We start from the raw sequence: 25,294 nt of genomic DNA, 5'->3' as shown, positions 1-25,294 counted from the left end.
AGGTGAAAATCAAAATCTTAATCAATGTTAGTGGTTTGTTGTAATGTAATTTTTTTGTTATTGCATCTGAAATTAAATTTGTACCAATGGCAGCAGATGCAAACGGGAACATATACATAAATACATTTGATCGCTTGTTGAATTTATTTAAGAAATCTAGTGAAACCTTATTTGAATTATACAATGATTCTATAGCGGTTTTCATCCACTCAATGTACCAAAGAGCGGTGCCTGAAATTACTATCAGTATTATTCCAATTATGATCACAATTGATGCGGGCGTGTCTTTGTCAATAATCAAACTAATAGTTATTATTACTAAAGTAAATGCCATCATACAGAATAATAATTGTAGTCTGTCGCCAAAAAATAATTCAAAAGTCACTATGTATCCCTACTTTTTTTTGATTCATATATGGTTGCATTATGTTATTTGGATAATAATATTGGCTAATACCATGCATAACAGGACTGACCAAATGACCATAGCCATAGAACAACTTATCAAGATGCACGATCCGCGCTGTATGAGCATTGAATCACTGAATGTAGGGCGCGGGCAAGCAGTTCTTAGCAAAGAACAAATACTGGGCGCGTTTGCCTCGGCACAGCATCATAATTCAGTGGGGTATGATGTGCTGATGACAAAATATCGGCATGATAGCCAGGCCGAACAGCGGATCCGATCTGCTATTACAGACTGGGTAAATAGGCGGTTTAATCTGAAATATGCGGAAAGCGCCTGCCAACTTGCATTGAGCATGGTGCTGGAGCGTAATTTGCCCGCACAGATTAATCACGTCAGTAGATTATTATGCAGGTATGGATATAAAGCCACGCAGGTTCGCAAGAATAGTGATTTGCTCCGTGCCGAAATAAAACAATTGGAAAAGGTGCGTTGCCAGCCAAAAGTTACAGACCAGGAATATCAGGTTATCGGTCTGCAAATTGCCACGCTGTCAGCGAGGATCGACGCCGAACACCAGAGTTTGAAAGCATGGGCCACCCAGCAGGCGATGCGTAGTAACATCTGCCCGCGCTGTAGTGGAACCGGGCAAACGCCAAGGCCAACAATCGCGCTCTGCAATGAATGTGGCGGGCATGGACGAATCACCGCAACCTATGAACATTTGCGGGGATCGCTGGCTAACATAGGGGCTGTGATAACAGCGGAAGAGTGGCCGCAGTATCTGGCGCTGGTGAAGCGTTGTATGGGGTGGTTGTATGTTAATGAAAGCACTACGGTTAGTATATTATCATCACGGTTCAAAATGGAAATTGGTGCTTAAAGAGGTTGGCTAACATGGCTGATGAAGAAGCTAAGGCTGTTCAGGAAGCGTCTAAAGCTGTCGGCAATATTACTGAAGCGGCAAAACAGTTTGGTGGTTTTATCGCTAAATACATTTCTGGCCCACTTGAGCAAGGCATAGGGATCTATGAGGATAAGCTGAAGTTTATTCGGTATGAAAGACAACTAAGGTTGATGAAGAGAACGGAAGAATTATCAGCAGAGTATGGCTTAGCGTTGCCAAGTAGAACGGTCCCAATGAAAATAGCCATACCAATTTTTCAAGCAGCAAGCATGGAGGAGGATGATTATCTTCAAGATAAATGGGCAAGTTTATTAATCAATGCGTCAAATGCGGAGATGAAAAATGAAATTAAAAGAGTCCATATATCTATATTGGAGAATTTATCCGCGTTGGATGTATTAACCCTGGATAAAATATACTCTGATGATGAAGATAGACGAGAAGGTATTTATATTCAAGACTTGCCACAAGGAATTGATAAAGGAATAGCTGCAAATATTATGGAAAAAATGCAAAATGGGCCATCCAAGGAAATTGTTTTGTCTCTTGCAAATTTAGCTAGATTAGGCTGCATCGATCCAACAGCAACCTACGGTGGGGGGGTTAATTTTGACGTTGTTACCAGAACAGAATTGGGGCGTGACTTTATAGATGCCTGTCGGCTTAAGCATCAATAGATTGAATTTGATCTGACAACGCGCTAAATTCTCCAAAGATACCGGAGTATGCCTCAAAAGCTGCTCCGGTTTTTTATTGGTCAGTCCTCAAGCCTGCATGGTTCGCCCTGCGGGCTTTTTTATTTCCTACATACAGAGTGCGACATGTCAAAAACTCTCACCCTCGCTGATTACCGGGTGGCGGCTGATGCGCTGGGAGTGCCGGTTGCTTCCGTGAAAGCTGTCACCGAAGTTGAAAGTAATGGCAGCGGCTTCCTGCCAGACGGAAGGGTAAAAGTTCAGTATGAACCCCATGTGATGTATCAGCGGCTAAAGAAGCGCTTTGATACCGCAAGGGCTGACGCTGAGCTTGCCAAATATCCCGATCTGGTTTCCCGTAAACCAGGCAGTTACCAGCCTCTCGATAAAGAAGATAAGGATATGGACCGGGCAGCGAATGTCATCGACCGTTTCTGCGCGCTGGAGTCTGCGTCTTGGGGAGCATTCCAAATCATGGGCTATCACTGGGAAACCTGTGGTTACGCCACCATGCAGGCTTTCATCAATGCGCAATATAGCGCTGCGGGCCAGCTTGATACCTTTGTGCGTTTCATTAAAGCAGATCGCCGCCTGTTGAAAGCACTGGACGAGCGAGATTGGGCAACGTTTGCGCGTATTTACAATGGCACTCACTACGCGAGAAACCGGTATGACTCAAAGCTGGCCAGTGCGTTTAAAAAATATCAGGAGGTGGCCTGATGGAATGGCTAGCCAAGCTATGGGATCAATTTCAATGGGCTGTTGCTGGGCTTATTGGCGCATTGATTTCCATCCCGTTTCAACGTGATCTGAGAACGGCGAAAGGTATCGCTATTTTTGTTTTCACGGGCAGTGCTTGTGCTCATTACCTGACTGGGATTGTTGGCGATTATTTCAATATCAATCCTTCGTCGGCTGGCGGGATTGGCTTTCTACTGGGAGCATTCGGCGGCTCACTTATTGCCGCTGTCATCAAGGCCATTGAAGTCGCCGACTTATGGGGGCTTATCCGATCCCGGTTCGGTGGAGGTGCGCAATGATTATCACCACCGCCTACGTCACTATTCTGTTGTGGGCTGGATGGTGTGTATTCAGCGACCACGTTAGAGACGGCATTATCGGTAAGATTTTGTACTCGGCGCTTTCTGTGTCATGTGTCGGGGCGTTGATTGGTGGGGACGGTTCAGACTGGCAGGCAGATAACATTATTTTGCTCTGTGTAGCGATGCTGGCGATTCGGCATTTTGTACTGAAAACCCTTAAATTGATTAAAAAAAAGACAAAATAAAGTCGACATGACAACGCTATGTAAGATCTGAATCTGCCACCGTCATCAATTCCTCCACTTTTTAACAGAGAAACCATGTTAACCACGAAATTCAAACTGTTACTGGATAGCAGCATGATGGTCGCTGCATTCGCTATGGGCTGGTATATCCAGGGATTGCGCTGGGATAAAGCTATCGCGGAGCGCGATAAGACGCACGCAGTGGATGTTAGCACCAGTCAGCAATCAATCATTGCCGGGCAAGCTTTAGCGTTCCAGCACTTCAACCAGATCGCGGCTGAGGCCAATCAGTACGCCATTAACATTAAGAGCCAATCCGATGAAAAACAGATTGTTTACCGCACTATCATCAAACGCGATCCGGCTGGTCGCCAGTGCGTGCCTGATGATGTGGCTAAGCGGTTGCTCGACCACACGTACCGTTTACGTGCCAGCGCAATGCACACCACTGCCAGCCGAACTGACACAACCAGTGCTGGTGCCGCTGCCACCACCTGCCGATTGACATACGCACAGGCGATTTACTGGATTGACCCGCTATTAACGGCGATTGACCAGGCTAATAGTCAACTGACGGGAATACGTGAAGCAGAATTAACCCGAGCCTCACATTAGTGGGGCTTTTTTACGACCAGAAAAGAGTAATCCCATGACACAAATCACCGATCAACACATTGAAAAAGAGATTCAGGCCAAATGTTTAACCGCACCTCGGGTGACACTGGAGCATATTGAAAGCATTATTCGCAGTGAACATTACTTCACTGCTTACCAGGGGGACTCTAAGTCTGTGGAAGATACAGCATTCTCTGGTGGTGCCATTAATGCAGCCGCATCACGCCAATCACCGGACGCATTACGTTTGCTGACTTTCTGTGTTTTGGTGCTGGAAAATGACTTCACTGTCACTGGAGAATCAGCTTGTGCGTCACCTGAAAACTTTGATCCTGAGATTGGCCGCAAGATTGCCCGGCAGAACGCGGTTAACAAAATCTGGCAGTTGGAAGGGTATTTGCTGAAGCAGCGCCTTTATGAGCAATCACTTTCAGAACCGCTACCGGATGATGTTGAGTCTACCACTTTGCAACGTAACCAGCGCGTGAACATCAACGGCATTCCGTTTTTTCTGATGGGAGATGTAAAGGCAACTACCGGTAAAGGCGGGACAGCACTGGCATTTGAAGAGCAGTCGAGTGTCGGTGCGGGTAATTTTGAGTCTGAAGGCGCAGGATATAACATTGACCTGATCGCCAGAGTATCCCACGAAGTCAATCGCGCCTACTGCGTTGCGTTGGGCGATCATAGTCAAATGTCGTGGGATGATGCGCCAGACTGGCAGAAAGATAGCGCCCGTAACGGCGTAGAATTCCATCTAAATGGTGAACGTGGCCCTGAAGCGTCACATAACAGTTGGTTGGCACAGAAACAGGCTGAAGGTTGGGCGTATGGCCCAGTAAAAGACGCAGAGAAGAAAAAGCACCCGTGCTTTGTCCCGTATGACCAGCTTCCTAAAGAACAGCAGGTGAAAGATTACCTGTTTCGCGCTGTAGTCCACGCATTCAAATAATCCAGCGGCATTACAGAGTCACTTCCCAGAGGTGGCTCGATAATGCTTATTCAGTAGGATGCTATGGCAAAGTACGATTGGAAAAAGTTGCTGGCTGAGTATGCCGCTGCATATTCAGAAACAGGAATATCCCCGGCTGACTGGTGCGAAAGAAATAACGTGCCATACAGTTCTGCAAAGCGACATATCACGATAAAGGCTGCGACAGATTTCTTTGAACAGCATTCGCAGATTCGCAATTCGCAAAAGAGTGATTCGCAAATTCGCAAACAGAAAACTGCGAATGGCAAAAGTGCTGAAAACCTTGGTGGGAACAGCAATAGTGATGAAAATGTATCGCTGAATGCGAATGACGACGACGTTGATCCTCAGCAACCAGAAACGGAGCCGCAACCGCAACGGGCCGCCAACGGGCATTTTGCAGAGGGTAATAAGCTAGGCGGAAATTTCGCCGCGCCGGCCAATGCGTTCGAGCCTGGTAACCAAATCCCGCGTAAACACTCTGCGTATTCCCGGTATCTCGATGCTGATGAGCTTTTCGACGCCGCCAAAGAATCCGATCTGCAAGATGAACTGATATTCACCCGCGCCCGCGCATTGTCGGTCACTAAAACGCTGAATCAGATCATGACGGACTTGCAGAACGCCGAGTCCATCGAATCTCGCATCGAACTGTACGACAAGATGATCAAGGCGGAGGCCGGTCTGGACCGCAACATTGCCCGCATTGAATCTATCGAAAACAGCCTGAGTAAATTACAGCTCGATGCGGTAAATGTTCCCCGGCTGACAGCCGACACTCACCGCATTAAGGCCGCCACCGCCAAGTTGAAAGCTGAAACAGAGAAAATCACGTCTGAAAATCAGGGCGTGGAAACACCGCTGTCAGGTGTTGTCAATGAACTGCGCGAAGGCAACAAGGATGGGATGTTGTGAGTGACGTTGACGCGACGACGGAACAGGAGCAGATCGCGTTCATCAAGTCACATCTTGCCGATCCGTGGTGGCGGTTGAATCACCTGTACAAGGTTGAGAACGAGTATGGCGAACTGGTGATCTTTAAAATGCGCCCCGCACAGTACGCGTTGTTCAGGAAGATGCATAACAAGAACATTATTCTGAAAGCCCGGCAGTTGGGGTTTTCCACCGCGATAGATATCTACCTGCTGGATCAGGCACTGTTCAGCAATAACCTGAAGTGCGGCATTGTGGCGCAGGACCGGCAAGCCTCCGGTGAGATATTCCGTACCAAGATTTCCGTACCATTCGATAATTTACCCAAGTGGTTGCGCGGCTGCTTTCGAGTGACTGAGCGTCGCAGTGGAGCGAATGGTGGCTATATGTTGTTTGCCCACGGCTCCAGCATCCAGGTAGCAACGTCTTTTCGTTCCGGTTCGGTTCAACGCTTGCATATCTCGGAGCACGGTAAAATCTGCGCAAAATACCCGGCCAAAGCGCAAGAGCTGCGCACCGGTACGCTGAATGCCATCGCTGACAAATGTATCGTGTTCATTGAATCTACAGCGGAAGGTGTCGGCGGGGATTTCCATACCATGAGCACGCGGGCTATGGAAATGAAGCAGGCGAATATCGATCTGTCCGCGCAAGACTACAAGTTTCACTTCTATGCCTGGTGGCAGGATCCGAAGTATTCCTCACCGGCACCGGCAGGTGGCTTGCGCCTGAGTAAATACCATCAGGAATATTTTGCGGCAGTTGACGAAGCCATGCACATCACGTTGAGTGACGAGCAAAAGCAATGGTATATCCGCAAAGAGATTGAGCAGGGCGAGGAAATGAAGCAGGAGTTTCCTTCCACGCCGCAAGAAGCGTTTCTGACCTCTGGTCGCCGTGTGTTCGCGGCGATTACTGTGATGAAAGCCGAAGGGAAGTGTAAGCCGCCTGCCATTGTGTATGACGTTGAACCGGTCACCGGTAAGCGTACAAAGGTTCAGTCGTTGCGAGACGGTAGCAAAGACGAACTTCAGCGCACATTGTTGAATCATTTGCTGGTGTGGGAACTGCCCGATCCCGATGAAGATTACGCCATCGGTGCGGATATTGCCGAAGGGCTGGAAAACGGTGACCGATCTTCATTTGATGTAGTGAAGAAATCCACCGGTGAGCAGGTTGCCCATTGGTTCGGTCATTTGGATGCTGAACTGTTTGCACAACTGCTGGCCCATATCGGGCGCTGGTACAACACCGCGTTTATCGGCCCGGAACGTAATAACCACGGCCACGCTGTCTTGCAGAAATTACGCGAGATTTACCCGCTGCGGGCTATTTATGCTGAACAGTATCTGGATCGGGACAATGATGACGAAACGCCGAAGCTGGGCTGGCTGACCACTGCACAGAGCAAGCCGATTGTGGTGGAAGGACTGAAAACATTGCTGCGCGAAACTGCGTCCGGCATTCGCTGGGTCGGCACCATCAACGAACTGAATACCTATGTTTATGACCCGAAAGGCCGCATGAATGCGCAAACCGGATGCTTCGATGACCAGGTGATGAGCTATGCCATCGCACAGGAAATGCGGGCGCGGATGCCTGCCCGTCCGAAACTTAAACCTATTGACAGATCTACCCTCACTCACTGGATGTCACACTGATGAATACAGCCATTATTGAAGCTGAGGCCCAGCCGCAGCAGGATAACCGCGATCGTTTCACACAGCGTCAATTACTGGATATTTCATCGGATATTGATGCGCAACCAGACTGGCGCACCACGGCCAATACTGCATGTGCCTATTACGATGGTGATCAACTGGCGCCGGAAGTGGTAGCGAAATTGCGCGAACGCGGCCAGCCGTTGACTATGCATAACCTGATTGCGCCAACCATTGACGGTGTACTGGGTATGGAAGCCAAGACACGCACCGACCTGATGGTGATTGCTGACGATCCGGATGATGAAATGGAGAAGCTGGCCGAGGCGGTGAATGCGGAATTCTCCGATGCCTGTCGGCTGTCCGGGCTGAATAAAGCGCGGGCCGATGCTTATGCCGAACAGGTTAAGGCGGGATTGTCATGGGTTGAAGTGCGTCGCAATAGCGATCCGTTTGGTAACCGTTACAAGGTGAGCACAGTTCACCGTAATGAGGTGTTCTGGGACTGGCATAGCCGGGAAGCCGATTTGAGTGATTGTCGCTGGTTGATGCGTAAGCGCTGGGTGGATGTTGATGAGGTGAAAGCCACTTTCCCGCAGATGACCGATGTTATCAATTACTCATTGAACGACTGGCTGGGCTTCGTGCAAACCGATCTGGCCGAAGGTCAGGAGTCGGCATTAATCAGCGCCTATGAGGAGTATACCCAGTGGAGCCGGAAAGAAACCGAATGGGTATCGGCCAATCGCAAACGTGTGATGTTGCAAGTGATCTATTATCGGACATACCAGCAATTGCCGGTCATGGAGTTACAGAGCGGTCGAGTCGTTCAGTTTGATAAGCATAACGTCATGCATGCGGTGGCAGTGGCGACAGGTCGGGTAACGATAACAATGGCGCGTGTCAGCCGTATTCGTGAGGCGTGGTTTGTCGGGCCACATTTCGTTGCTGATCGTCCGTGTTTTGCACCGCAAGGTATGTTTCCACTGGCCCCATTCTGGGGATACCGCAAGGATAAATCCGGAGCGCCCTATGGGTTGGCCTGCCGTGCCATCCCGGCACAGGATGAGGTTAATTTTCGGCGTATCAAACTGACCTGGTTGTTACAGGCCAAGCGCGTTATCAAAGACACTGACGCCACGAATATGACGGATAAACAACTGCTGGAGGAAATCGAGCGGCCGGATGGCGTCGTTAACCTCAACCCGGATCGAAAGAACAAAACTACCGCGGCGGATGCGCTGACTATTCAACAGGATTTTCAGGTGGCACAGCAACAGTTTCAGGTTATGCAGGAAAGCATGAAACTGATTCAGGATGGCATGGGGGTTTACTCGGCTTTTTTGGGGCAGGACTCCAGCGCCTCTTCGGGTGTGGCGATCAGTAACCTGGTTGAACAGGGCGCGACCACGCTGGCGGAGATCAACGATAACTATCAGTTCGCCTGTCAGCAAGTTGGACAATTGTTGCTGTCTTATCTGCTGGAAGACTTAACCCGACGACGCAATTATAACGTGGTGATCAACCGCGATGATCCGCAACGGAAACAGGTGGTCACGGTTAATGCGCAGGATGAATCCGGTCAGATGACGAATGATGTTTCCCGGCTGCGGGCGCATATCGCACTGGCACCGATCCAGCAGACGCCAGCCTATAAATCGCAACTGGCCGAGCGCATGTCCCAGGTGATTTCCGGTTTGCCGCCACAAGCGCAGGCGGTGGTGCTGGATATGTGGATTGAGCTGCTGGATGTGCCGAATAAATCCCAGTTCATTGAGCGGATCCGTGGTGCGCTGGGTACGCCGAAAGCGCCGGATGAAATGACAACAGAAGAGCAGCAGGCGGCACAACAGCAACAGCAGTTACAGATGCAACAGCAACAACTGGCAATGCGGGAGCTGGCGGGCAAAGTTGCCAAGATTGAGGCCGAAGCAAAACGTATTGCGGCACAGGCCCAGCGTGACGCGGTGCTGGCGGAAAGTCAGCGTTTCAGCGACGCTAAAACCCAGGCCGAAACCGGGCAGATTCTTCAGGACATGGAGAATACGACACGAGAGATAGACGCGCTTAACGCGCAGATGATGAATACCATTCAGGGACAGATTGACTCTATACCTCTTTAAGTTCTTGTAGGATTTCAGCCTTGCAGGTTTTAAATATGCGCTTAAACCACTGACGGAATAAAAATATCATTTTCCTAAGTTGCATAATCGAAACTCCCAGCTATTGAATAATAAGTAGTAACGCGCTAGATTCCCCAAAGATACCGGAGTATGCCTTAAAAGCCACTCCGGTTTTTTTATACCACAAATTCGTGCCCGCCATTCGGTGGGCTTTTTTGTTTATGCCGATAAGCGCTTTGGTCACAGGGCGTTTATTCGCATGGGCAGCGATACGCCTCTCACTCTCGGATCTATCCGACAAATAGACATGCAGGAGTCATATTGTGGAATTTGAATTAACGGGTAATGAAACACCGGAAGAGCTGGAAACATTGTTGGAGACGCTGGGGGATGTGGATATTTCTGATACTACTGCCGCCAGTACGCCAGCCACGGCGACAGCGACACCGGAGATAACCAACCAGCAGATGGTTACGGATCAGACCAATGCAACGCAGACAAGTGCGGGCGATACCAGTAATGACACGCCGACGCCGGGCGTGACTGCGGAGCAACAGAATAACGGCACCAACGCGGATAATGATCCGGGCGTGCAGCCGAAAGGTATCCTCAGTAAGGATGGTAAACACGTTATCCCGTATGACGTGCTGGAAGCCGAACGCGCTGAACGCCGCCGTATTGCCGAAAGTGGTCAACGTACCGAAGCCGAACTGGCCGATGCGCGTCGTCAACTGGAGGTCTTTACCCGGCAAATTAACGCTGCCGGATTACAGCCCGCGCAGTTACCCGAAAAAACGCAGATTACACCCGAGCAGATTAACGCCGTTCGTGAGTCATTCCCCGATCTGGCCGGTGTGTTGGATGCGTTGGTGCAGAAAGTGGAATACCTACAGGGAACGCACGCTCAGCCATCCCCGGCAATGTCTTCTGCCACGACGCACGCCACTGCTGATCCCTTAATGATGGCGTTGGACGCAACGCCGGACCTCAAAGCGTGGCAGGGCGATGACCCGGACCGATTCACACTGGCGTGTCATATCGATGGCGCACTGCAAAATGATCCTGCATGGAAAGACAAACCACTTACTGAACGATTTGGTGAGGTTGTGAAGCGGACTCGCGCTGCCTATGGGGAAGCCGTGAGTCCGCCGCAATCCTCCGTCACACCGGAGGTTACGCCACCGACAACCGAAGAACTTCAGAAAAAAGCGGCAGAGGCACTGGCGGCAGCGACAGCCGTGGCGTCTGTACCCGCTTCACCGTCAGATATTGGTTCAACGGCTACCTCAGCAACTTCGCAGATTGAGCAGGCCGCTAATGCGAGTCCTGAACAACTGCAAGTGATGTTTGCGGGGATGACAGACGCGCAGATTGACGCGTTGCTGGAACAGGCCATCTGACAATAACCGTTAATCCCTGAGCCCGCCGCTGTGCGGGCTTTTTTATTTCAGGAGTCTTTATGACCACCATTACCTCCGCCCAGGCGAATAAGCTGATGCAGGTTGCGCTGTTTACCGCAGCCAACCGTAACCGCTCGTTCGTGAACATAATGACTGAGCAGCAAGAAGCGCCGAAAGCGGTAACACCAGATCAAAAGGGCGTTAAGCAAACCAGCTATACCGCACCGGTGGTGCGTATTACTGATCTGCAAAAGAGCAAGGGCGACGAAGTGGATATGCAGATTGTCCACAAATTAAGTAAACGTCCGACCATGGGGGATGCGAAGCTGGAAGGGCGCGGCGAAAATCTGGCGTTCGCTGACTTCTCTCTCAAAATCAACCAGGGCCGTCACCTGGTGGACGCGGGTGGGAAGATGTCTGAGCAGCGGTTCAAGCACAACCTGAACAAAACGGCTCGTACCCTGCTGGGAACCTATTTTAACGATCTACAGGATCAGTGTGCAACGGTGCATCTGGCCGGTGCTCGCGGTGATTTTATTGCCGATGACACCATCCTTCCGCTGTCGGATCATGATGAGTTTGGCAAAATCATGATTAACGATGTTCTCCCACCGACCTACAATCGTCACTTCTTTGCCGGTGATGCCGCGACGTTTGAAGGGCTGGACGCCGCCGATCTGTTCTCGCTGTCCGTGGTGGATAACCTGTCGTTGTTCATTGACGAAATGGCGCATCCCATTCAGCCGGTCAAAATGTCGAAAGACGAAATGGCGAATGAGGATCCGTATTACGTCCTGAACGTGACCCCACGTCAGTGGAATGACTGGTATACCTCAACTTCCGGTAAAGACTGGCAGGCGATGTTGTCCCGCGTTATGCAACGTTCCAAAGGGTTTGACCATCCACTGTTTAAGGGCGAGTGCGCCATGTGGCGTAACATCCTGGTGCGCAAGTACACCGGTATGCCGGTACGTTTTAATCCGGGTTCATCTGTCGTTGTATCCAATAACGATCTGGCGGCAACCATTGCCGAGAAAGAAGCCAAAACCACAATTGACCGTGCAATCTTGCTGGGCGGGCAGGCGTTGGCGAATGCTTATGGTTCGGGTGAAGGTGGTGGTCACTTCGGCTACCACGAAAAGAAAGTGGACCATGACAATGGCACGGAAGTGTCTATCCGCTGGATTAACGGCCTGAAAAAAATCCGTTTCCAGCAGAAGGATGGACGTATCAATGACCACGGCGTGATCGTGGTTGACTCGGCGATTACTACTGGTCGTTAATCCCATCCATCAAGGCAGGCTTCGGCCTGCTTTCTCGTTATCTGGAGACTTAAAAATATGGCAACTATTCAAGCCAAAACCATGCGTGACACGGTTTATCAGGGGACGCATGGCAATGTTTCGGTCGCGGTAGGTCAGGTCAGTTTGAATGCGGCGGCAATGGATGATGTGGTGCAGCTATTGGAAATGCCGGTGGGTATGCGTATTCATACGGTTGATGTGATCAGTGATGCGCTGGGCGCTGATGTGACAGTCGAAATCAAGAGCGGCCAGGCGACATTGGTTCCGGCGGCGGCGCACTCATCCGCCGTTGTTAAATCGGTGCCGATTGTTCCGTACACTACTGCCGATGATGGTGAAATCATCACGGCCGTCATCGCGGGCGGTGCGGCCACTGGACGGCTGGTGGTCAATGTCCAGTATGTTGCTATGGGTGTCTGAGTCCTGACATTTATCATTGAATCATCGCTAACCCGCTTTGGCGGGTTTTTTTACGGAGAAAAGCAATGGCTGAAACCATTTCGATTGCCTACATCGGCACCAAAGATAAAAAACGCGACACCATTACCGGTTCCCGTTTGATCTTCCCACGTCACCAACCTGTAGCGGTGGAACCCGCAATCGCACATCAATTACTGGATTTTCCCACGGTATGGGTTCGTTCAGACGAGATGAAAGCGGTACTGGAGAACGCAGACAAAAACGCTGAAGCACAGGCAAAAGCGGTGGCTACCGAACAAGCGCGACTGGCGGCGTTGGCAGCTGCCAATAGTTTTTTGGTGAAGGTTGGGAATGATGATATTGACCTGGCTAAACTGACCTCGACACAACTGGCTACATTGGTGGAGTCGGAAGATCTGGATCTGAAGCAAGGCGCACAGGAAAAGGTGGATGATTTCCGTGCTCGGGTGCGTGATGCGCTAAAAGCAAAGGCCGCTGAGTAATGGCTACGCTTGACGTGTTTTTCCCCGCTGTCCGGCGGCATATTACCGGCCCGCTGGATCTCATGATGCGGGAGGCGATTCTGGAAGCCTCGATGTCATTCTGCCGTGAATCGCTGTTTTGTCGTGGCAGCCAGACATTACCCGTGGTGAGTCCGGGGCAAGTGTATCAACTGTGTGATGAGGCCCAACCGGTAAAATGCGTCAAGCGCTTACAGGTGTTGCTGGCGGGGGATGATCCCCGGCTCCTGACGGCGGGTGATGATTTTTCGTCAGTGACCGCCAATGACATGGTATTTCTTCGGTCGCTGGAGAAGGTGACGATCATCTTTGCGCTTCAGCCCCGGCGTGGTGCTACTGAAGTGCCTGATGTGCTGGCGGATGATTATACCGATGTGATTGCCGCTGGTGCGCTGGAACAGCTATTTCTGATGCTCAATCAGCCGTGGAGTGATCCGCAACGGGCCACCTATTTCCATGCCATTTTCATTGAGGGGTGCCGCCGTGCCTATCGAGACGCCGCCGACAATTCACCGATCAATGGGTTCAGTAACCCAGTCAGAAAGCATGAGTTCTACTGATGACCATTAACGACATTATTGGCCGCGCCAACACGCAGTTGATGGACTCGCTGTGGTTACGGTGGTCCAAATCGGAACTGCTGGATTACTTCAACGACGCTATCAATGCGGTGATCATCATCCGCCCGGATGCTGGCTCGGTGATTGAGGTGTTCGACTGCGTGCCCGGTACCCGACAGCAGTTACCGACAGAAGCTATCCGGTTGCTGGATATTATCCGCGTGAGTGGCGGAAGGGCAGTCAAGCCGATTGCCCGCGATGTTCTGGATAGCAGTTACCCCGACTGGCATACCATGACCGGTGCCGTGGAGTGTTATGTCTATGACGCACAAACGCCACAATGGTTCTGGTGTTTTCCCGGTGCGCAAGCCGGGACGCAACTTGAAATCAATGTGGCCCGGCTACCGCCCGCAGCGGTGATTGCTGATCTGTCATCGGGTAATGAACGCGCATTTCCGTTAAATGAGCTGTATATCAATCCGGTGTTGGAGTGGATCCTGTTTCGTGCCTTCAGTAAGGATGCGGAGAACGGTAATAACGCCACACTGGCCTCCCAGCACTATCAAACCTTTGTCGATCTACTCGGGGTTAAAACGCAGACCGACACTGCCGCAGATCAGAAGAAACAATAAGGTAATGACCTCATGAGTGTTTTAATCTCCGGTGTGTTAGTGACTCCGGCGGGTGAGCCTGTCTCCAACGCTGAAATTACGTTTACCGCGATTGCTAACAGTGCCGCAGTCCTGAATGGTTTTTCGGCGTCAATTATCACCAATAGCCAGGGTGAATACCGCATTGATTTAGCGTTAGGCGAATACGCATTAACCCTGCAAGCGAATGGTCAGAACAGCGTATATGGCACGGTATCTGTTAACGATCAAACTACGCCCAGCACGCTTAATGCGTTGCTGCGTCAGCAAATGATAGAGCAATCCGTTACGCCGTCATCGATTGTCTATTTTCGTGAAATCCTGGCGGATGTGACGAGCCGACAAGCGGTTATCAAACAATCAGAAGCCATTGCCTCCGCCGCCGTAAAAGAGGCTAATGACGCCAGGCTGGCCGCTGCGGGATATGCCCGTACCCTGAGTGAGGCAGTTGAAAGCGCAAACGCATCAGCCAATAACGCCCAGACATTTGCTAATCAATCCGGCCAATTTAGTGCCGCCGCAGAAGACGCAAGGCAAAAGGCAGAGCAGGCGGCAAACTCGCTCAGCCAATCCGCGACTCAACTCATCGACCATTTAACGGCTCCAGATCCACATCCGCAATATGCCCCATTGGAAAACCCGGCATTAACCGGAACGCCGACCGCGCCGACCGCAGCGAACAATGACAACAGCAAGACGCTGGCCACGACGGCGTTTGTGACCAACGCGTTAGTGGGGAAGCTGACCAAAGACCAGAACGGTGCTGATATTCCCGATAAGGCGGCTTTTCTTCAGCACCTTGGGTTAGGTGATGGTACGGGAAGACTAGTGAACGTACAGATCTTTACCTCTTCCGGTGTTTATACGCCAACTACTGGCACAACATTCATCATTGTTGCCGGTGTTGGCGGTGGGGCTGGTGGTGGCGGGTCTTCATCTCCGAGCGAAAATCTGTACTCTGCTGCAGGCGGTGGTGTTTCTGGAACCTATGGAAAAGCCAAGTTTCCTGTTCCGTCAGCACCAGTGGCTGTCACGATTGGAGCCAAGGGCAGTGGTGGTGTTGCGGGGACAACCGCATCGGGTACAGTCGGAGAAGGTACGGCGGGCGGAGATACAGCGCTAGGAACGCTATTACGTTGCCCCGGTGGCAAAATGAGCAAGGGGGCGTATTCATTTCCAGCCAATAGTGTTTGCTCCTCTGAGTTCTCTGCTGCTGATGCACCGGTTGTTGACGCCAGTGGTGTGCTTATCGAGACGGTTCATGGTGAAGCAAGTACACCTGGCATCATCATGGGGACATTTCTCATTTCTGGTCGGGGTGGCGATTCACCGCTCGGGCGTGGTGGCATTCCCCGGTATAGAAGAGGTGATGACTTATCCAGCGGTGCGGATGGGTCAGGCTATGGTGCTGGCGGCGGGGGCGCTTGTTCAGGCACCGGGCTGGCAGGAATGCCGGGTGGTTCTGGTACACAAGGCTGTTTGATTATTTGGGAGTACGCATAATGTCCAGCGTATATGCTGTAGTAAACAATGGCGTCGTCGTCAATACCGTCATGTGGGATGGGCAAACAGAATGGAAAGCGGAAAACGGCTCTACGGTTCTTGCTGACGTACCGGTAGGCATTGGCTGGCTATATGATGGGGCGGCGTTCCATGAACCGCCACCATTAGAGCTAACATCCCATGAATTAGTGGCGGCGGCGGAACAGAAAAAATCAGCTCTGTTGACAGAGGCTCAAGGCCGTATCCTTAACTGGCAAACCGATTTATTACTGGGCATCATCAGTGATAGCGACAAGAACAACTTAATGGCGTGGCGGATCTATATGAAAAATCTTGAATCTATCGATATAAATCATGCACCCGATATTGTTTGGCCAGATCACCCTGTAATGTAACTTTGCCGATGTTCAATTTTTACTTTCGTCCACAGTAATTACGCGCTAGATTTCCCAAAGATACCCAGCCTCGCTTCAAACAGCGGGGCTTTTTTATTTCCGCCAATCACTGTTCAGGCTTTATCCAATGCCAGCAATTGATATCACCTCTATGCGTGGAGAAATGCCGCGCAGCGTTGAACACATGCTGCCTGACGGGGCGGCAGTCTCTGCCCAGAACTGCAACTTTCGCCGAGGAGTGATTACGCCGATGCGAGAGGATGAAGATCAGCTCAAGTCATTTGCCGTTAAGCCTAAAACCATTTTCCACTATCGGGATGATTTTTGGTTTGCGTGGAATAAGACGGTGTATGCAATTCGCAGTCCGGTGGCTAATGATGCCTATACACGGGTTTATTACACGGATGGGGAATTTCCTAAAGTGACCAGTGCGCCGATGGCTACCGCCGGTCAAGGGAATTACCCGGCGGCGTATTTCCGGTTAGGTGTCCCGGTACCTGCCAATCCCATCGTTATTGGCGTAATAACACCCCCCGATGGTGTTACTGACAGTTCGGCAACTGACGATGAGACACGCTATTACACGGAGACTTATGTCACCGCGTATGGAGAAGAAGGACCACCGGGACCGGCATCCTCAGAGCTGACGATCACCTACACCGGCAGTTCGGTTGAGCTGAAACTACAACCTCCGGGGCAGCAGAATCACAACATTACCCAGCGGCGGATTTATCGCTCAGCGACCAGTAGCGAGGCCGCAGACTTTTTGCTGGTAGCCGAGCTGGATATCGCGGTTGAGACGTTTATCGACAATATTACGGATTCTCAGCTCAGCGCCACGCTGGAAACCTATGACTACTTTATGCCACCGGATGGGATGAGCGGATTGTGTATGATGAGTAATGGCATCGCCGCCGGTTTTATGGGCAATCAGGTCATGTTCAGTGAAGCCTATCTGCCCTATGCCTGGAAGGATTCAAACAAACAGACCACACAGCATGAAATTGTGTCCATCGCTGCCATTGGCACCACACTGGTGGTGGGCACCACTGCCCAGCCGTATATCTTCAGCGGTATTACACCGTCAAACATCACGGGGGATCATCCTCAGAGTAGCCTTTCGTGTGTATCTGCTGCCAGCATGGTGGCGATGGATGGCTTTGTCTTGTATGCGTCGCCTAATGGTCTGGTATCGATTGGCGCGGATGGTTCAGCAGCTATTGCGACCGCCTCCATTATTGAGGCCCGGCAGTGGCGGAAATCATTCAATCCGACGACGATCCGCGCCTGGCGTCTGGAAAATGAGTATGTGGCACTGTTTGATGATGAGTTGGGGGTATCTGGTTTTATCTTCGACCCCGTGAATATGGATATCCGTTATTTTACCAGTGCATGGGATGCCGCTTTTAACGAGGAAAAAAGCGATCAACTGTACATTGTCAAAGGCCAGCAGCTTTTCACATTCGGTACCGCCGAGACGCCTGTTAACTTTCAGTGGAAATCAAAACTGTTTCTGGCTCCGCAGTCTACCGCCTTTTCATGCTTACGGTTGATGGGGAGCGATCTGGCCGCAATCGGCGTCATTATTTATGTGGATGGCCGGGCCATATTACAGTTGCCACCGGGCAGCATACGCAGTTCGAACACGAAAATATCGCCAGTGCGGGGCAGTCGATGGCAGGTGGCTATTTATGGCAGTGCTCAAGTTGATCGCCTGACATTATCGACATCGTTACAGGAAATGCCTGCATGACTAAAACAAAATTCAGGGCCGGGACAGACAGTGCCGCACTGACGGAGAATATTGAAACACTGACCGGGCAGCGCGGTGATGGCAAGAATAAGGCGGTGACCTACGGCGATTTGGTGACGCTGGGACTGGCGAACCTGAAACGCATCGGGGGGCAGGTAACGCTTATTCAGGCCGGTGAAGCCACCAATGGGAATGCCGGAGGCTCAATACAAAAACCGCCTAAGCCGACGGGCTTCAACGTGACGGGAGGTTTTGCGTTTGTGCTGCTTGAGTGGGACATGCCGAATTACCGAGGACGTTCACTGACGGAAATTTACCGCTCTCCGGACGATAATCTGGCGGATGCTGTATTGGTTGCCTCGTCAGCGGCGGGTGTGTACAGCGACCCGGTTGATCCGGCATGGAAAGGGTATTACTGGATTAGGCATGTCAATTCGCTGGGGATTCCTGGCCCCTACAATTCAGCGGCTGGCACCTATGCGGAAACAAAACCTGATGTGGCCGCTATTGTTGATCTGATTAATGACGAGATTAATACTTCGCCATTAATTGATGACCTGGCTTCCGGGTTGAAGGATGCCGGAGTGGCAGTCAAAACAAACGCCGAGGCAATTTCCAATATTGATGAACATGGCTCTACAGCCTACCAGGCGATGTGGAGCACAAAAGCGCAGGCGGGAGAGGTTACCGCCGGAATAGGGATCGTCGCAGGTGTTGATTCATCGGGTAAGGTAATCAGCCAGGTAGCCATTGCGGCCAGCCAGTTTTTCGTATTTAACCCGAATAATCCTGATGATTCAGGAAAGTATGCCACGCCGTTTGTTATCAACAGCGATGGTAAGGTCATTATTGATGAACTGGTTGCCAAAGACGCGGTAATAAAAATTCTGACCGCGCAGCAAATTGTGGCAGACAGCGTGAAGGCCGGTATCGAAATTGTGTCCCCGTACATCAAAACTGCACGGATAGAGAGCGGCGGGTTTACTGTGGATCCGCTGGGAAATGCCCGCTTTGGTCAGCTGGTCAGCATATCGGCGTCCGGGCAGCTAATGATCAATTCTTCTACCAATAATACAGGCATGAAGATATCCAATGACCGGCTAGATGTACTTGATGACAATGGTGTATTACGCGTTCGCGTGGGGCGGCTATGACGTATGGCATCATGATCACGCCAGATGACGGTATTCCGTATGAGTTTACGGCAGACTCGATGTTTGTTGCTATCGGGGCATCAGGTGTCACCCCGCAGGGCGTTATTTATCGCTACGATACACAATACACGCCTCCTGTAGGGTATGACCTGGTGGTTTATATTTCTGACCCATTTCCATCGCCTACTGATTATACCAAGCAGATGCGTTACAGAATTAATGCATCGGGACATGTTGAACTTTATATTGACGCAGGGGGAAGTAATGTCTGGTTTTACGGCCTGTTTTATATCATTTATCTTATTCCGCAGTTAGCGGGCGGTGCTTATGGTTCCTACGGATTTAATATCTATGGGAACAATCGATATATAGGTTTGTCGGACAATAACTATATCTACAATACGTCATTCGTTGGTGAAGTTGATATTTATACCGGATGGCGTCCGGTGAAAATTAATTCCCGCTACACCGCTCAGAACAGCGTTTGTTTTTTCTATATCGATAATCAGAACTATTCGATCATCCATACCTATTCCAGCGATCTGGCGCTACGTGTGTTCTTGAGAGGAACTGACAACTACACGCACGGTCATTCACTGAAAGCCAAAATTGTCATTCTCGAAAGAGGGAATCCCGTTCCTGGGACATGGGGGATTAATATCTATGCGGCCAATGGTGGGCTGGCATTTGCTTCCGGCCAGAAACAGGTTGGTACCGGTCGGATAGGAAGAATTCGGGATGTTGGGGCAACGGTGTTTGAAGGTATCTCTCGTCCGATGTTTATCCCTCAGAATGTGGCGACGAAAGGAGACTACCAGTATGCGTTAGGGAATAGTGGTAATGCGATTTTACCTGTCCCGTATCGTTGGAACACAACAACCCGCTATTTACAGATGTCTGAACTAAATAGCCTCTTTATTGATGCCGCTGATTATTTCCACTTCTGAACCCTGCTGATGAAAAATGATTTATTGACGTTAGTCCGGCGTGTCGAGCGAGATACCCGTGACGGCAATCTCATCAAAAATATACAGAACGCCTGCCATAACAAGCGGGCGTTTTGCTTTGGTACGGATGATACCCGGATCGTTCTCAGACCAAGGAATTACTACGGTATTCCGTATGTCGTGGTGTGGCTGGGTGTGAGTACCCGACAGGATGCATTGACGCATTATCTGCCTCATGTGCAGGAACTCACTCGCATGGCTGGCGGACGTTGGGCGGAGTTCTACACCGTCAGGAAAGGGTTTATCCGGGTGGCACAGCGGCTGGGGTTTGAGCGGCTACCGGATGAGTTTGGTTTGATGAAATTTCGTATACCGGTATGAGGTGACATATGGGAAAAAGTGGCAGTGGCAGTACCGAGGTTCAGGAAACATCACAGCAGGTGGCGGCGGCAGATGTTGCCCGGCAACAGTGGAGCCTCTATCAGAATGAGCTGAAGCCTTATGAAAACCTGTTCATGGATAAGGTCGATCAACTTAATGATGACACCCAATACGACAACCTCGCGGGTGATGTCAATCTGGGGTATCAGCAAGAGTTCGGGCAGGCACGACGCCAGGCAGCCGATACGATGACGGCGGCGGGGGTTGATCCCAGCAGCGGTAAATTTCAGGGCACGCTTGGTGATTTGGCAACCGATCAGGCATCCGGGGTTATCGACGCGACTAATCGGGCTCAGACCGAGCAGCAAAACAAGTATGTCGCCGGGTTACAAGATGTTCAGGCTTTGGGGGCTGGACAAAAAGCGGAGGCATTACAGGGGTATCAGAGCATCGCGGCTGCGTCACAGCAGAAGGCGGTTTCAGATGCACAAAGCGCCCTCGAAAAAAACCAGTCACTAAAAAGCCTGGCTGGCGCCGTGGGCGGTGCAGCGGTTCGCAATTATGGGTTATCCAGCCTGACAAAACCTGCGATGCAAACCACACCGGCCACCAATGGTGTATTTGGTTCCGTATCATCAAATGCTGGTTCTGGTGCGATGGGCCTTTCAACCAATTTCCGAAACAGTATTTACCAATAAGGGGGTGCTATGGGAGCCGCATCAGATACTTTTGCCAACATTACCCGACAGCAGTATTCCGACTGGATGCAACGTTACTACCCGCGTTTGCAGGGGTTGATGGAACTATCAACCAGTGGGCAGTTGATGAATAACCAACTGGCCAGAGCCGACGCGACACAACAACAAGCGCTCAACACATCAACCGTAGGGGCAGCAAATCAGCAAGCCCGCTATGGAACGACAACCACGAATAACGCCAGTGACAATAGCCTGGGATTGAAAGCGGTGCTGTCGACAGCCGGAGCGAAAAACGGCATTCGTGAGGCGGAGTCAGATCGTCAACTTTCAATTCTGACCGGGGGCGCGACATCACTGCGCAATCTACTGGATATCGGCGGGAGTACACAATAATGGGCTATGGATTACTGGATATCGCCGCACAAACCCGGCAACAGGCTATGCAAGGCATGCAGCAGTCGGCAGAACTGGAGCAACAACGCGAATCGGCTAACCAACAACTGAAAGCCCAGCAAAAGCAAGGGCAAATGCAGATGGCCGGCATGGGTGCCGGGGCAGGTGCGGCGATTGGCGCAACGTATGGCGCGTGGGGTGGGCCGGTAGGTATGGGTGTCGGTGCCGCAGTGGGTTTGCTGGCGAGTAACTTATTTTAATCTGGGGGATATATGGCGGATTTACGAGGGCTGGCGGATGGATTTACCGCAGGGTTTTCCATGGCTAACAATGCGATTACTCAGGAAAAAGAACTGGGACTCAGGGATGTGGTATTGCGCCAGCAGCAACAGAATTCAGATCGACGGTTTGGACTGGCTCAGGAGCAATTCAATTATGGTAAAGAGGCGGATAGCCGTAACTTTGAGCGACAAACTAAGCGGGATAAAGAGGATGACTACCGTTTTTCGCTCAGGAATGCGTTAGATCAGCAACAGGTGGGCATCCAAAAGGCAGGGCTAGGATTACGTCAGCAAGAGTTGAATATGCGCCAGACTGAATTCAATTATCAACAGGGGCAGAACAAACGCAATCAGCGATTTCAGGATGAAATGCCGGTTGTCCGTGCCTTTTATGATGGCCTGGATAAAACTGGCAATGTTGATCCCGAACTTTATAAGCGAATTTCTCCTGATAACCCTCTCCACCCGACACGTTTCTATGGCAAAGACGCGATCAATAACGTGATGAACATTAATCGCTTGGTGCCGGAGGTTTTAACCGGTAAACGAGATATTAATGACCCGGATGTGTTGAAGGCTGCAAACGGTGTCTTCTCCTCGTATTTGCAGCGTAATATCGGTGAAAAAGATCCACAAACAGGGAAAATTATTAAAACTAAAGAACTGGGGGCATTGGGCGTTTCTGAGGACGGTAAATCAATTATTCCTTCTGTACGTGTGAATTATAATGACGGCACATCAGCCCTGAAGCCCATGACTCGATACGGTTCAACTGATCCCAATGATGCGGTAGCACCCATTCCATTGTCTCGTTTTATGGATGAATTGAGAGGTTATGGGCAAATGGTGGGACAGTTAAACCAACCAGCTCGGGCTGATTTTATGAATCGGCTGGTGAATGGGAACGCTAAGCAGGAACGAGAAGATGCCAAAGGTTATCGCACAGACATGATCTCGTCTCAAAAAGAACGGGCCAAAGCGATTGCCAAAGATCCATCGAATGCAGATGCAATCAGTGCTCAATTTGACAAGTTGGATGATCAAATTTCTCACTCATACGGAAAGGCGGTGCCTGACCGTGTAACGCCTGTACTGGCTCAGTGGGCAGATGGTGACCCTGATAAAATAGCGTTTGTAAAACAGGTCGCGGCTGCGTATACCCCTGGCAACAATCTGTCCAAAGATCATCTGGATGCGAAATATGCAGAAGAAAGAAAATTGGCTACGCAGAAGACAAATTCCGGGATCGCCCAGCAACTGAGGGAAATGCAGCAGGCAAGTCCGAGGTTGGGGCAATAATATCTAATAACCTATTATTTAAATGGGTCCCCCTCTGGCAGGATAGTTGACACCCCAAACTGAAAATCTCTATGGGGCAACGGAGCCTGTTATGAAACGTTATTCACCAGAGCGTAAGGCCGCTGTATTAGCTAAATTACTTCCTCCTTACAACATGACCGTCACCGCACTTGCACAACAGGAATGGATATCAGAAGCTACCCTTTATCATTGGCGGGTCCAAGCCAAATTGGAGGGAAAACCAGTGCCCGGAGCCAATAAAACCACAGACCTTTGGTCGACAGAAGCCCGTTTTGCCGTCATCGTTGAAACCGCGACACTCAGTGAAGCCGAACTGAGCGAATACTGCCGTCGCAAAGGGCTTTATCCTGAACAAATAGCGCAGTGGATACAGGATTTTCTCCAGACGCCACAAGTCGATACCCGGCAGTCGCAAAAACAGGCCCAAAAGAAAATCAAAGGGCTGGAGCGTGAATTGGCGCGCAAAGAAAAGGCCCTGGCGGAGGCGGCAGCCCTGCTGGTCCTGAGAAAAAAGCCATATGGCTGCGTCACTGCCGCGATGGAGCGGTAACTAGGTAAGCTAATGCTCATGGTCATTGAACTTCAGTTAGCTGAAGTGGTCAATGACAGTTGTGCCTATCGTGAACTTTATCACACGCTAGAAAAAGGGCGTAACAAAACCGCCTGGCGGCGGTTTTGTCTGAATTGAAGTGAATGATTACAGCAAAGCCATCTGATTGTTTTTCAAACGCGCCAGCTTGCCGCTTAAACTGATTTTGTCTTCTGCCTTTTCCAGATCGGTCGTTTTCATCATTTTTATCAGCGTATCAATATCGTCAGGCGTTTTAACTTTAATAAAGTCACGCATTTTGTTGACGAACACCACCGAATACTTATTTCGCAGAAGTAACTCTACTACGTTATTAAGCGTACCAGGACTCTTGCAGTCCCACACCATCAGACCACAATCAGCCTTCTCGGCCATCTGGATATCTTTAGCAGTGTAAAACTCACGTGTTCCGCGCTTGTAATCTGTTTTGACAACATTCACGGGCCACGCACCTAAGTTGTTTCGCGGCTTTGGCGAACTGCTGAAAACTGTGGTGGTTTCACAATTCAACGCCATAAGCGCTCGCTGAACTGATGAATCCACGCCGTTAGCGTCACCAACAACCACACGATACTTTTTGTCTACAATCTTCTTCAACCGCTCAATGATGAGAGGATCAAGTTCTTTGATGGTTATAGAGCCAGCAACGAAAATCGTCGTCATGGTTATCTCCAAGTAAGAGCCGCAACGTAAATATTATTGATTTTATTATAGCCGCGTAGCGCCGCACAAGCAGCCTCCATTGATGCTCCCGTATGGTATAGGTCATCAATCACTAAAACGTTCCATCGTCCTTGACTGGTGATAATAGGGTTTACGGAAAAGCTGTTCCCAATGGCTTCAACTTTTTCCTCTTTGGTATGCAGATTCTTAAGTGAAACACCGCCAGGAGCTTTCAACAGGAGATTGTCAGAGCAGGGAACACCGGCTAAGTTTGCTAGTGCCTGAGCAATCTCTGTAACAGGCTGTCGTGCACGGACATTAGAAGCAGCCATAGGAAGGATGAACCCAACCTTTTCAAACAGTGGATATGCTTCATCATAAAGGCATTGAGCCAACGGATAAACCTGACTCCAGTCAGACCTGTACTTAAGCTGAAAGAGAGCTTCGCCCACTTCAGTACGCGTAGTGTCGTAAATGTTATGGCCCCACTCGTTTTGCCTTATCACCACGCTGTACTTGCTGTGCTTGTCCAGTACCACACCACGATTCCAGTTGCCCGCAATGTCTTTGATGTTCACTTCCATCGGTGTTTCCCTCACTTGTTACAAGATATGAATGAAAATATGCCAATTAAGAACATTCTTAAAGTGTGGTTTTAATGAAAGCGTCTGGGATAAAGGTTCGGTCTCATTGGCGGTTTTTACAGAACACCGGGAATAGTGTCAACGCCACGATCTTTGACCGTTATTTGCCATTTTCAT

General features: G+C 50.3%; 29 protein-coding genes and 2 pseudogenes. 29 read left to right on the top strand and 2 right to left on the bottom strand.

The window, feature by feature from the left end; all coding sequences use genetic code 11:
* The first annotated feature begins 86 nt into the window (after positions 1–86).
* From RS889_RS12890 to RS889_RS12750, 29 genes and pseudogenes are all read left to right on the top strand, one after another.
* Entirely contained in the window at positions 87–1,289 is a 1,203-nt protein-coding gene (locus RS889_RS12890) for a TIGR02642 family protein (RefSeq protein WP_315707555.1), read from the top strand.
* A gap of 14 nt (positions 1,290–1,303) precedes the next feature.
* Positions 1,304–1,990: an Abi-alpha family protein gene (locus RS889_RS12885; protein WP_315707554.1), complete on the top strand. Its 687-nt coding sequence runs from the start codon at positions 1,304–1,306 to the stop codon at positions 1,988–1,990.
* A 144-nt stretch (positions 1,991–2,134) separates the two neighbouring features.
* On the top strand, positions 2,135–2,728 hold the full coding sequence (locus RS889_RS12880; protein WP_315707553.1) for an N-acetylmuramidase family protein: 594 nt from the start codon (positions 2,135–2,137) through the stop codon (positions 2,726–2,728).
* Complete coding sequence (locus tag RS889_RS12875) at positions 2,728–3,048, top strand: MFS transporter (RefSeq protein WP_315707552.1); 321 nt, start codon at positions 2,728–2,730, stop codon at positions 3,046–3,048. The genes RS889_RS12880 and RS889_RS12875 overlap by 1 nt, the downstream gene beginning before the upstream one ends.
* Positions 3,045–3,296 carry a hypothetical protein gene (locus tag RS889_RS12870; RefSeq protein WP_315707551.1) on the top strand — a complete coding sequence of 84 codons (252 nt, stop codon included), beginning with the start codon at positions 3,045–3,047 and terminating at the stop codon, positions 3,294–3,296. Before RS889_RS12875 ends, RS889_RS12870 begins: the two co-directional genes overlap by 4 nt.
* A gap of 75 nt (positions 3,297–3,371) precedes the next feature.
* Positions 3,372–3,911, top strand: a complete 540-nt coding sequence (locus tag RS889_RS12865) for a hypothetical protein (protein WP_315707550.1) — start codon at positions 3,372–3,374, stop codon at positions 3,909–3,911.
* Between the two features lie 43 nt (positions 3,912–3,954).
* A pseudogene (locus RS889_RS12860) lies at positions 3,955–4,335 on the top strand (Gp49 family protein); the annotation flags it as partial.
* Between the two features lie 90 nt (positions 4,336–4,425).
* A complete protein-coding gene (locus tag RS889_RS12855; RefSeq protein ID WP_315711043.1) occupies positions 4,426–4,863 on the top strand; it encodes a RyR domain-containing protein in 438 nt (145 codons plus the stop codon).
* Between the two features lie 63 nt (positions 4,864–4,926).
* Complete coding sequence (locus RS889_RS12850) at positions 4,927–5,799, top strand: terminase (RefSeq protein WP_315707549.1); 873 nt, start codon at positions 4,927–4,929, stop codon at positions 5,797–5,799.
* A complete protein-coding gene (locus RS889_RS12845) occupies positions 5,796–7,478 on the top strand; it encodes a terminase large subunit (RefSeq protein WP_315707548.1) in 1,683 nt (560 codons plus the stop codon). The genes RS889_RS12850 and RS889_RS12845 overlap by 4 nt, the downstream gene beginning before the upstream one ends.
* On the top strand, positions 7,478–9,601 hold the full coding sequence (locus RS889_RS12840; protein ID WP_315707547.1) for a portal protein: 2,124 nt from the start codon (positions 7,478–7,480) through the stop codon (positions 9,599–9,601). The genes RS889_RS12845 and RS889_RS12840 overlap by 1 nt, the downstream gene beginning before the upstream one ends.
* Positions 9,602–9,924: 323 nt before the next feature.
* Complete coding sequence (locus RS889_RS12835; RefSeq protein ID WP_315707546.1) at positions 9,925–11,001, top strand: hypothetical protein; 1,077 nt, start codon at positions 9,925–9,927, stop codon at positions 10,999–11,001.
* Positions 11,002–11,060: 59 nt separating this feature from the next.
* A complete protein-coding gene (locus RS889_RS12830; RefSeq protein WP_315707545.1) occupies positions 11,061–12,284 on the top strand; it encodes a phage capsid family protein in 1,224 nt (407 codons plus the stop codon).
* A gap of 57 nt (positions 12,285–12,341) precedes the next feature.
* Positions 12,342–12,725, top strand: coding sequence for a hypothetical protein (locus tag RS889_RS12825; RefSeq protein WP_315707544.1), 384 nt, complete (start codon positions 12,342–12,344; stop codon positions 12,723–12,725).
* A gap of 65 nt (positions 12,726–12,790) precedes the next feature.
* On the top strand, positions 12,791–13,228 hold the full coding sequence (locus RS889_RS12820) for an HWE histidine kinase domain-containing protein (RefSeq protein WP_315707543.1): 438 nt from the start codon (positions 12,791–12,793) through the stop codon (positions 13,226–13,228).
* Positions 13,228–13,806 carry a hypothetical protein gene (locus RS889_RS12815; protein WP_315707542.1) on the top strand — a complete coding sequence of 193 codons (579 nt, stop codon included), beginning with the start codon at positions 13,228–13,230 and terminating at the stop codon, positions 13,804–13,806. The genes RS889_RS12820 and RS889_RS12815 overlap by 1 nt, the downstream gene beginning before the upstream one ends.
* Positions 13,806–14,438, top strand: coding sequence for a phage adaptor protein (locus RS889_RS12810; RefSeq protein ID WP_315707541.1), 633 nt, complete (start codon positions 13,806–13,808; stop codon positions 14,436–14,438). The genes RS889_RS12815 and RS889_RS12810 overlap by 1 nt, the downstream gene beginning before the upstream one ends.
* Positions 14,439–14,450: 12 nt before the next feature.
* Entirely contained in the window at positions 14,451–15,959 is a 1,509-nt protein-coding gene (locus RS889_RS12805) for a prophage tail fiber N-terminal domain-containing protein (protein ID WP_315707540.1), read from the top strand.
* The gene (locus RS889_RS12800) at positions 15,959–16,354 is read left to right on the top strand and encodes a tail fiber assembly protein (RefSeq protein ID WP_315707539.1); all 396 of its coding nucleotides are present in this window, start codon (positions 15,959–15,961) and stop codon (positions 16,352–16,354) included. Before RS889_RS12805 ends, RS889_RS12800 begins: the two co-directional genes overlap by 1 nt.
* Before the next feature lie 127 nt (positions 16,355–16,481).
* Entirely contained in the window at positions 16,482–18,107 is a 1,626-nt protein-coding gene (locus RS889_RS12795; RefSeq protein ID WP_315707538.1) for a hypothetical protein, read from the top strand.
* Entirely contained in the window at positions 18,104–19,261 is a 1,158-nt protein-coding gene (locus RS889_RS12790; RefSeq protein WP_315707537.1) for a phage tail tip fiber protein, read from the top strand. The genes RS889_RS12795 and RS889_RS12790 overlap by 4 nt, the downstream gene beginning before the upstream one ends.
* A complete protein-coding gene (locus tag RS889_RS12785; protein ID WP_315707536.1) occupies positions 19,258–20,208 on the top strand; it encodes a hypothetical protein in 951 nt (316 codons plus the stop codon). Before RS889_RS12790 ends, RS889_RS12785 begins: the two co-directional genes overlap by 4 nt.
* Positions 20,209–20,217: 9 nt before the next feature.
* A complete protein-coding gene (locus RS889_RS12780; RefSeq protein ID WP_315707535.1) occupies positions 20,218–20,589 on the top strand; it encodes a hypothetical protein in 372 nt (123 codons plus the stop codon).
* A gap of 8 nt (positions 20,590–20,597) precedes the next feature.
* The gene (locus RS889_RS12775) at positions 20,598–21,287 is read left to right on the top strand and encodes a hypothetical protein (RefSeq protein ID WP_315707534.1); all 690 of its coding nucleotides are present in this window, start codon (positions 20,598–20,600) and stop codon (positions 21,285–21,287) included.
* Positions 21,288–21,296: 9 nt separating this feature from the next.
* Positions 21,297–21,680: a hypothetical protein gene (locus RS889_RS12770; protein WP_315707533.1), complete on the top strand. Its 384-nt coding sequence runs from the start codon at positions 21,297–21,299 to the stop codon at positions 21,678–21,680.
* Positions 21,680–21,940 carry a bacteriocin gene (locus RS889_RS12765; RefSeq protein ID WP_315707532.1) on the top strand — a complete coding sequence of 87 codons (261 nt, stop codon included), beginning with the start codon at positions 21,680–21,682 and terminating at the stop codon, positions 21,938–21,940. The genes RS889_RS12770 and RS889_RS12765 overlap by 1 nt, the downstream gene beginning before the upstream one ends.
* Positions 21,941–21,952: 12 nt before the next feature.
* On the top strand, positions 21,953–23,260 hold the full coding sequence (locus tag RS889_RS12760; protein ID WP_315707531.1) for a hypothetical protein: 1,308 nt from the start codon (positions 21,953–21,955) through the stop codon (positions 23,258–23,260).
* A gap of 91 nt (positions 23,261–23,351) precedes the next feature.
* A pseudogene (locus RS889_RS12755) lies at positions 23,352–23,795 on the top strand (transposase); the annotation flags it as partial.
* 48 nt (positions 23,796–23,843) lie between these two features.
* Positions 23,844–23,969 carry a hypothetical protein gene (locus tag RS889_RS12750; RefSeq protein WP_315707530.1) on the top strand — a complete coding sequence of 42 codons (126 nt, stop codon included), beginning with the start codon at positions 23,844–23,846 and terminating at the stop codon, positions 23,967–23,969.
* 9 nt (positions 23,970–23,978) lie between these two features.
* Here the strand turns inward: RS889_RS12750 and RS889_RS12745 are convergent, their stop codons facing one another.
* Positions 23,979–24,533, bottom strand: coding sequence for a hypothetical protein (locus RS889_RS12745; RefSeq protein WP_315707529.1), 555 nt, complete (start codon positions 24,531–24,533; stop codon positions 23,979–23,981).
* 2 nt (positions 24,534–24,535) lie between these two features.
* The gene (locus tag RS889_RS12740) at positions 24,536–25,117 is read right to left on the bottom strand and encodes a ComF family protein (protein ID WP_315707528.1); all 582 of its coding nucleotides are present in this window, start codon (positions 25,115–25,117) and stop codon (positions 24,536–24,538) included.
* Positions 25,118–25,294 lie beyond the last annotated feature (177 nt).

This window comes from Brenneria uluponensis, assembly GCF_032395385.1.
Taxonomy (GTDB): domain Bacteria; phylum Pseudomonadota; class Gammaproteobacteria; order Enterobacterales; family Enterobacteriaceae; genus Prodigiosinella; species Prodigiosinella aquatilis.
Note: the sequence above shows the minus strand (reverse complement) of the source record. Positions and strands in the feature narration are given on the sequence as shown.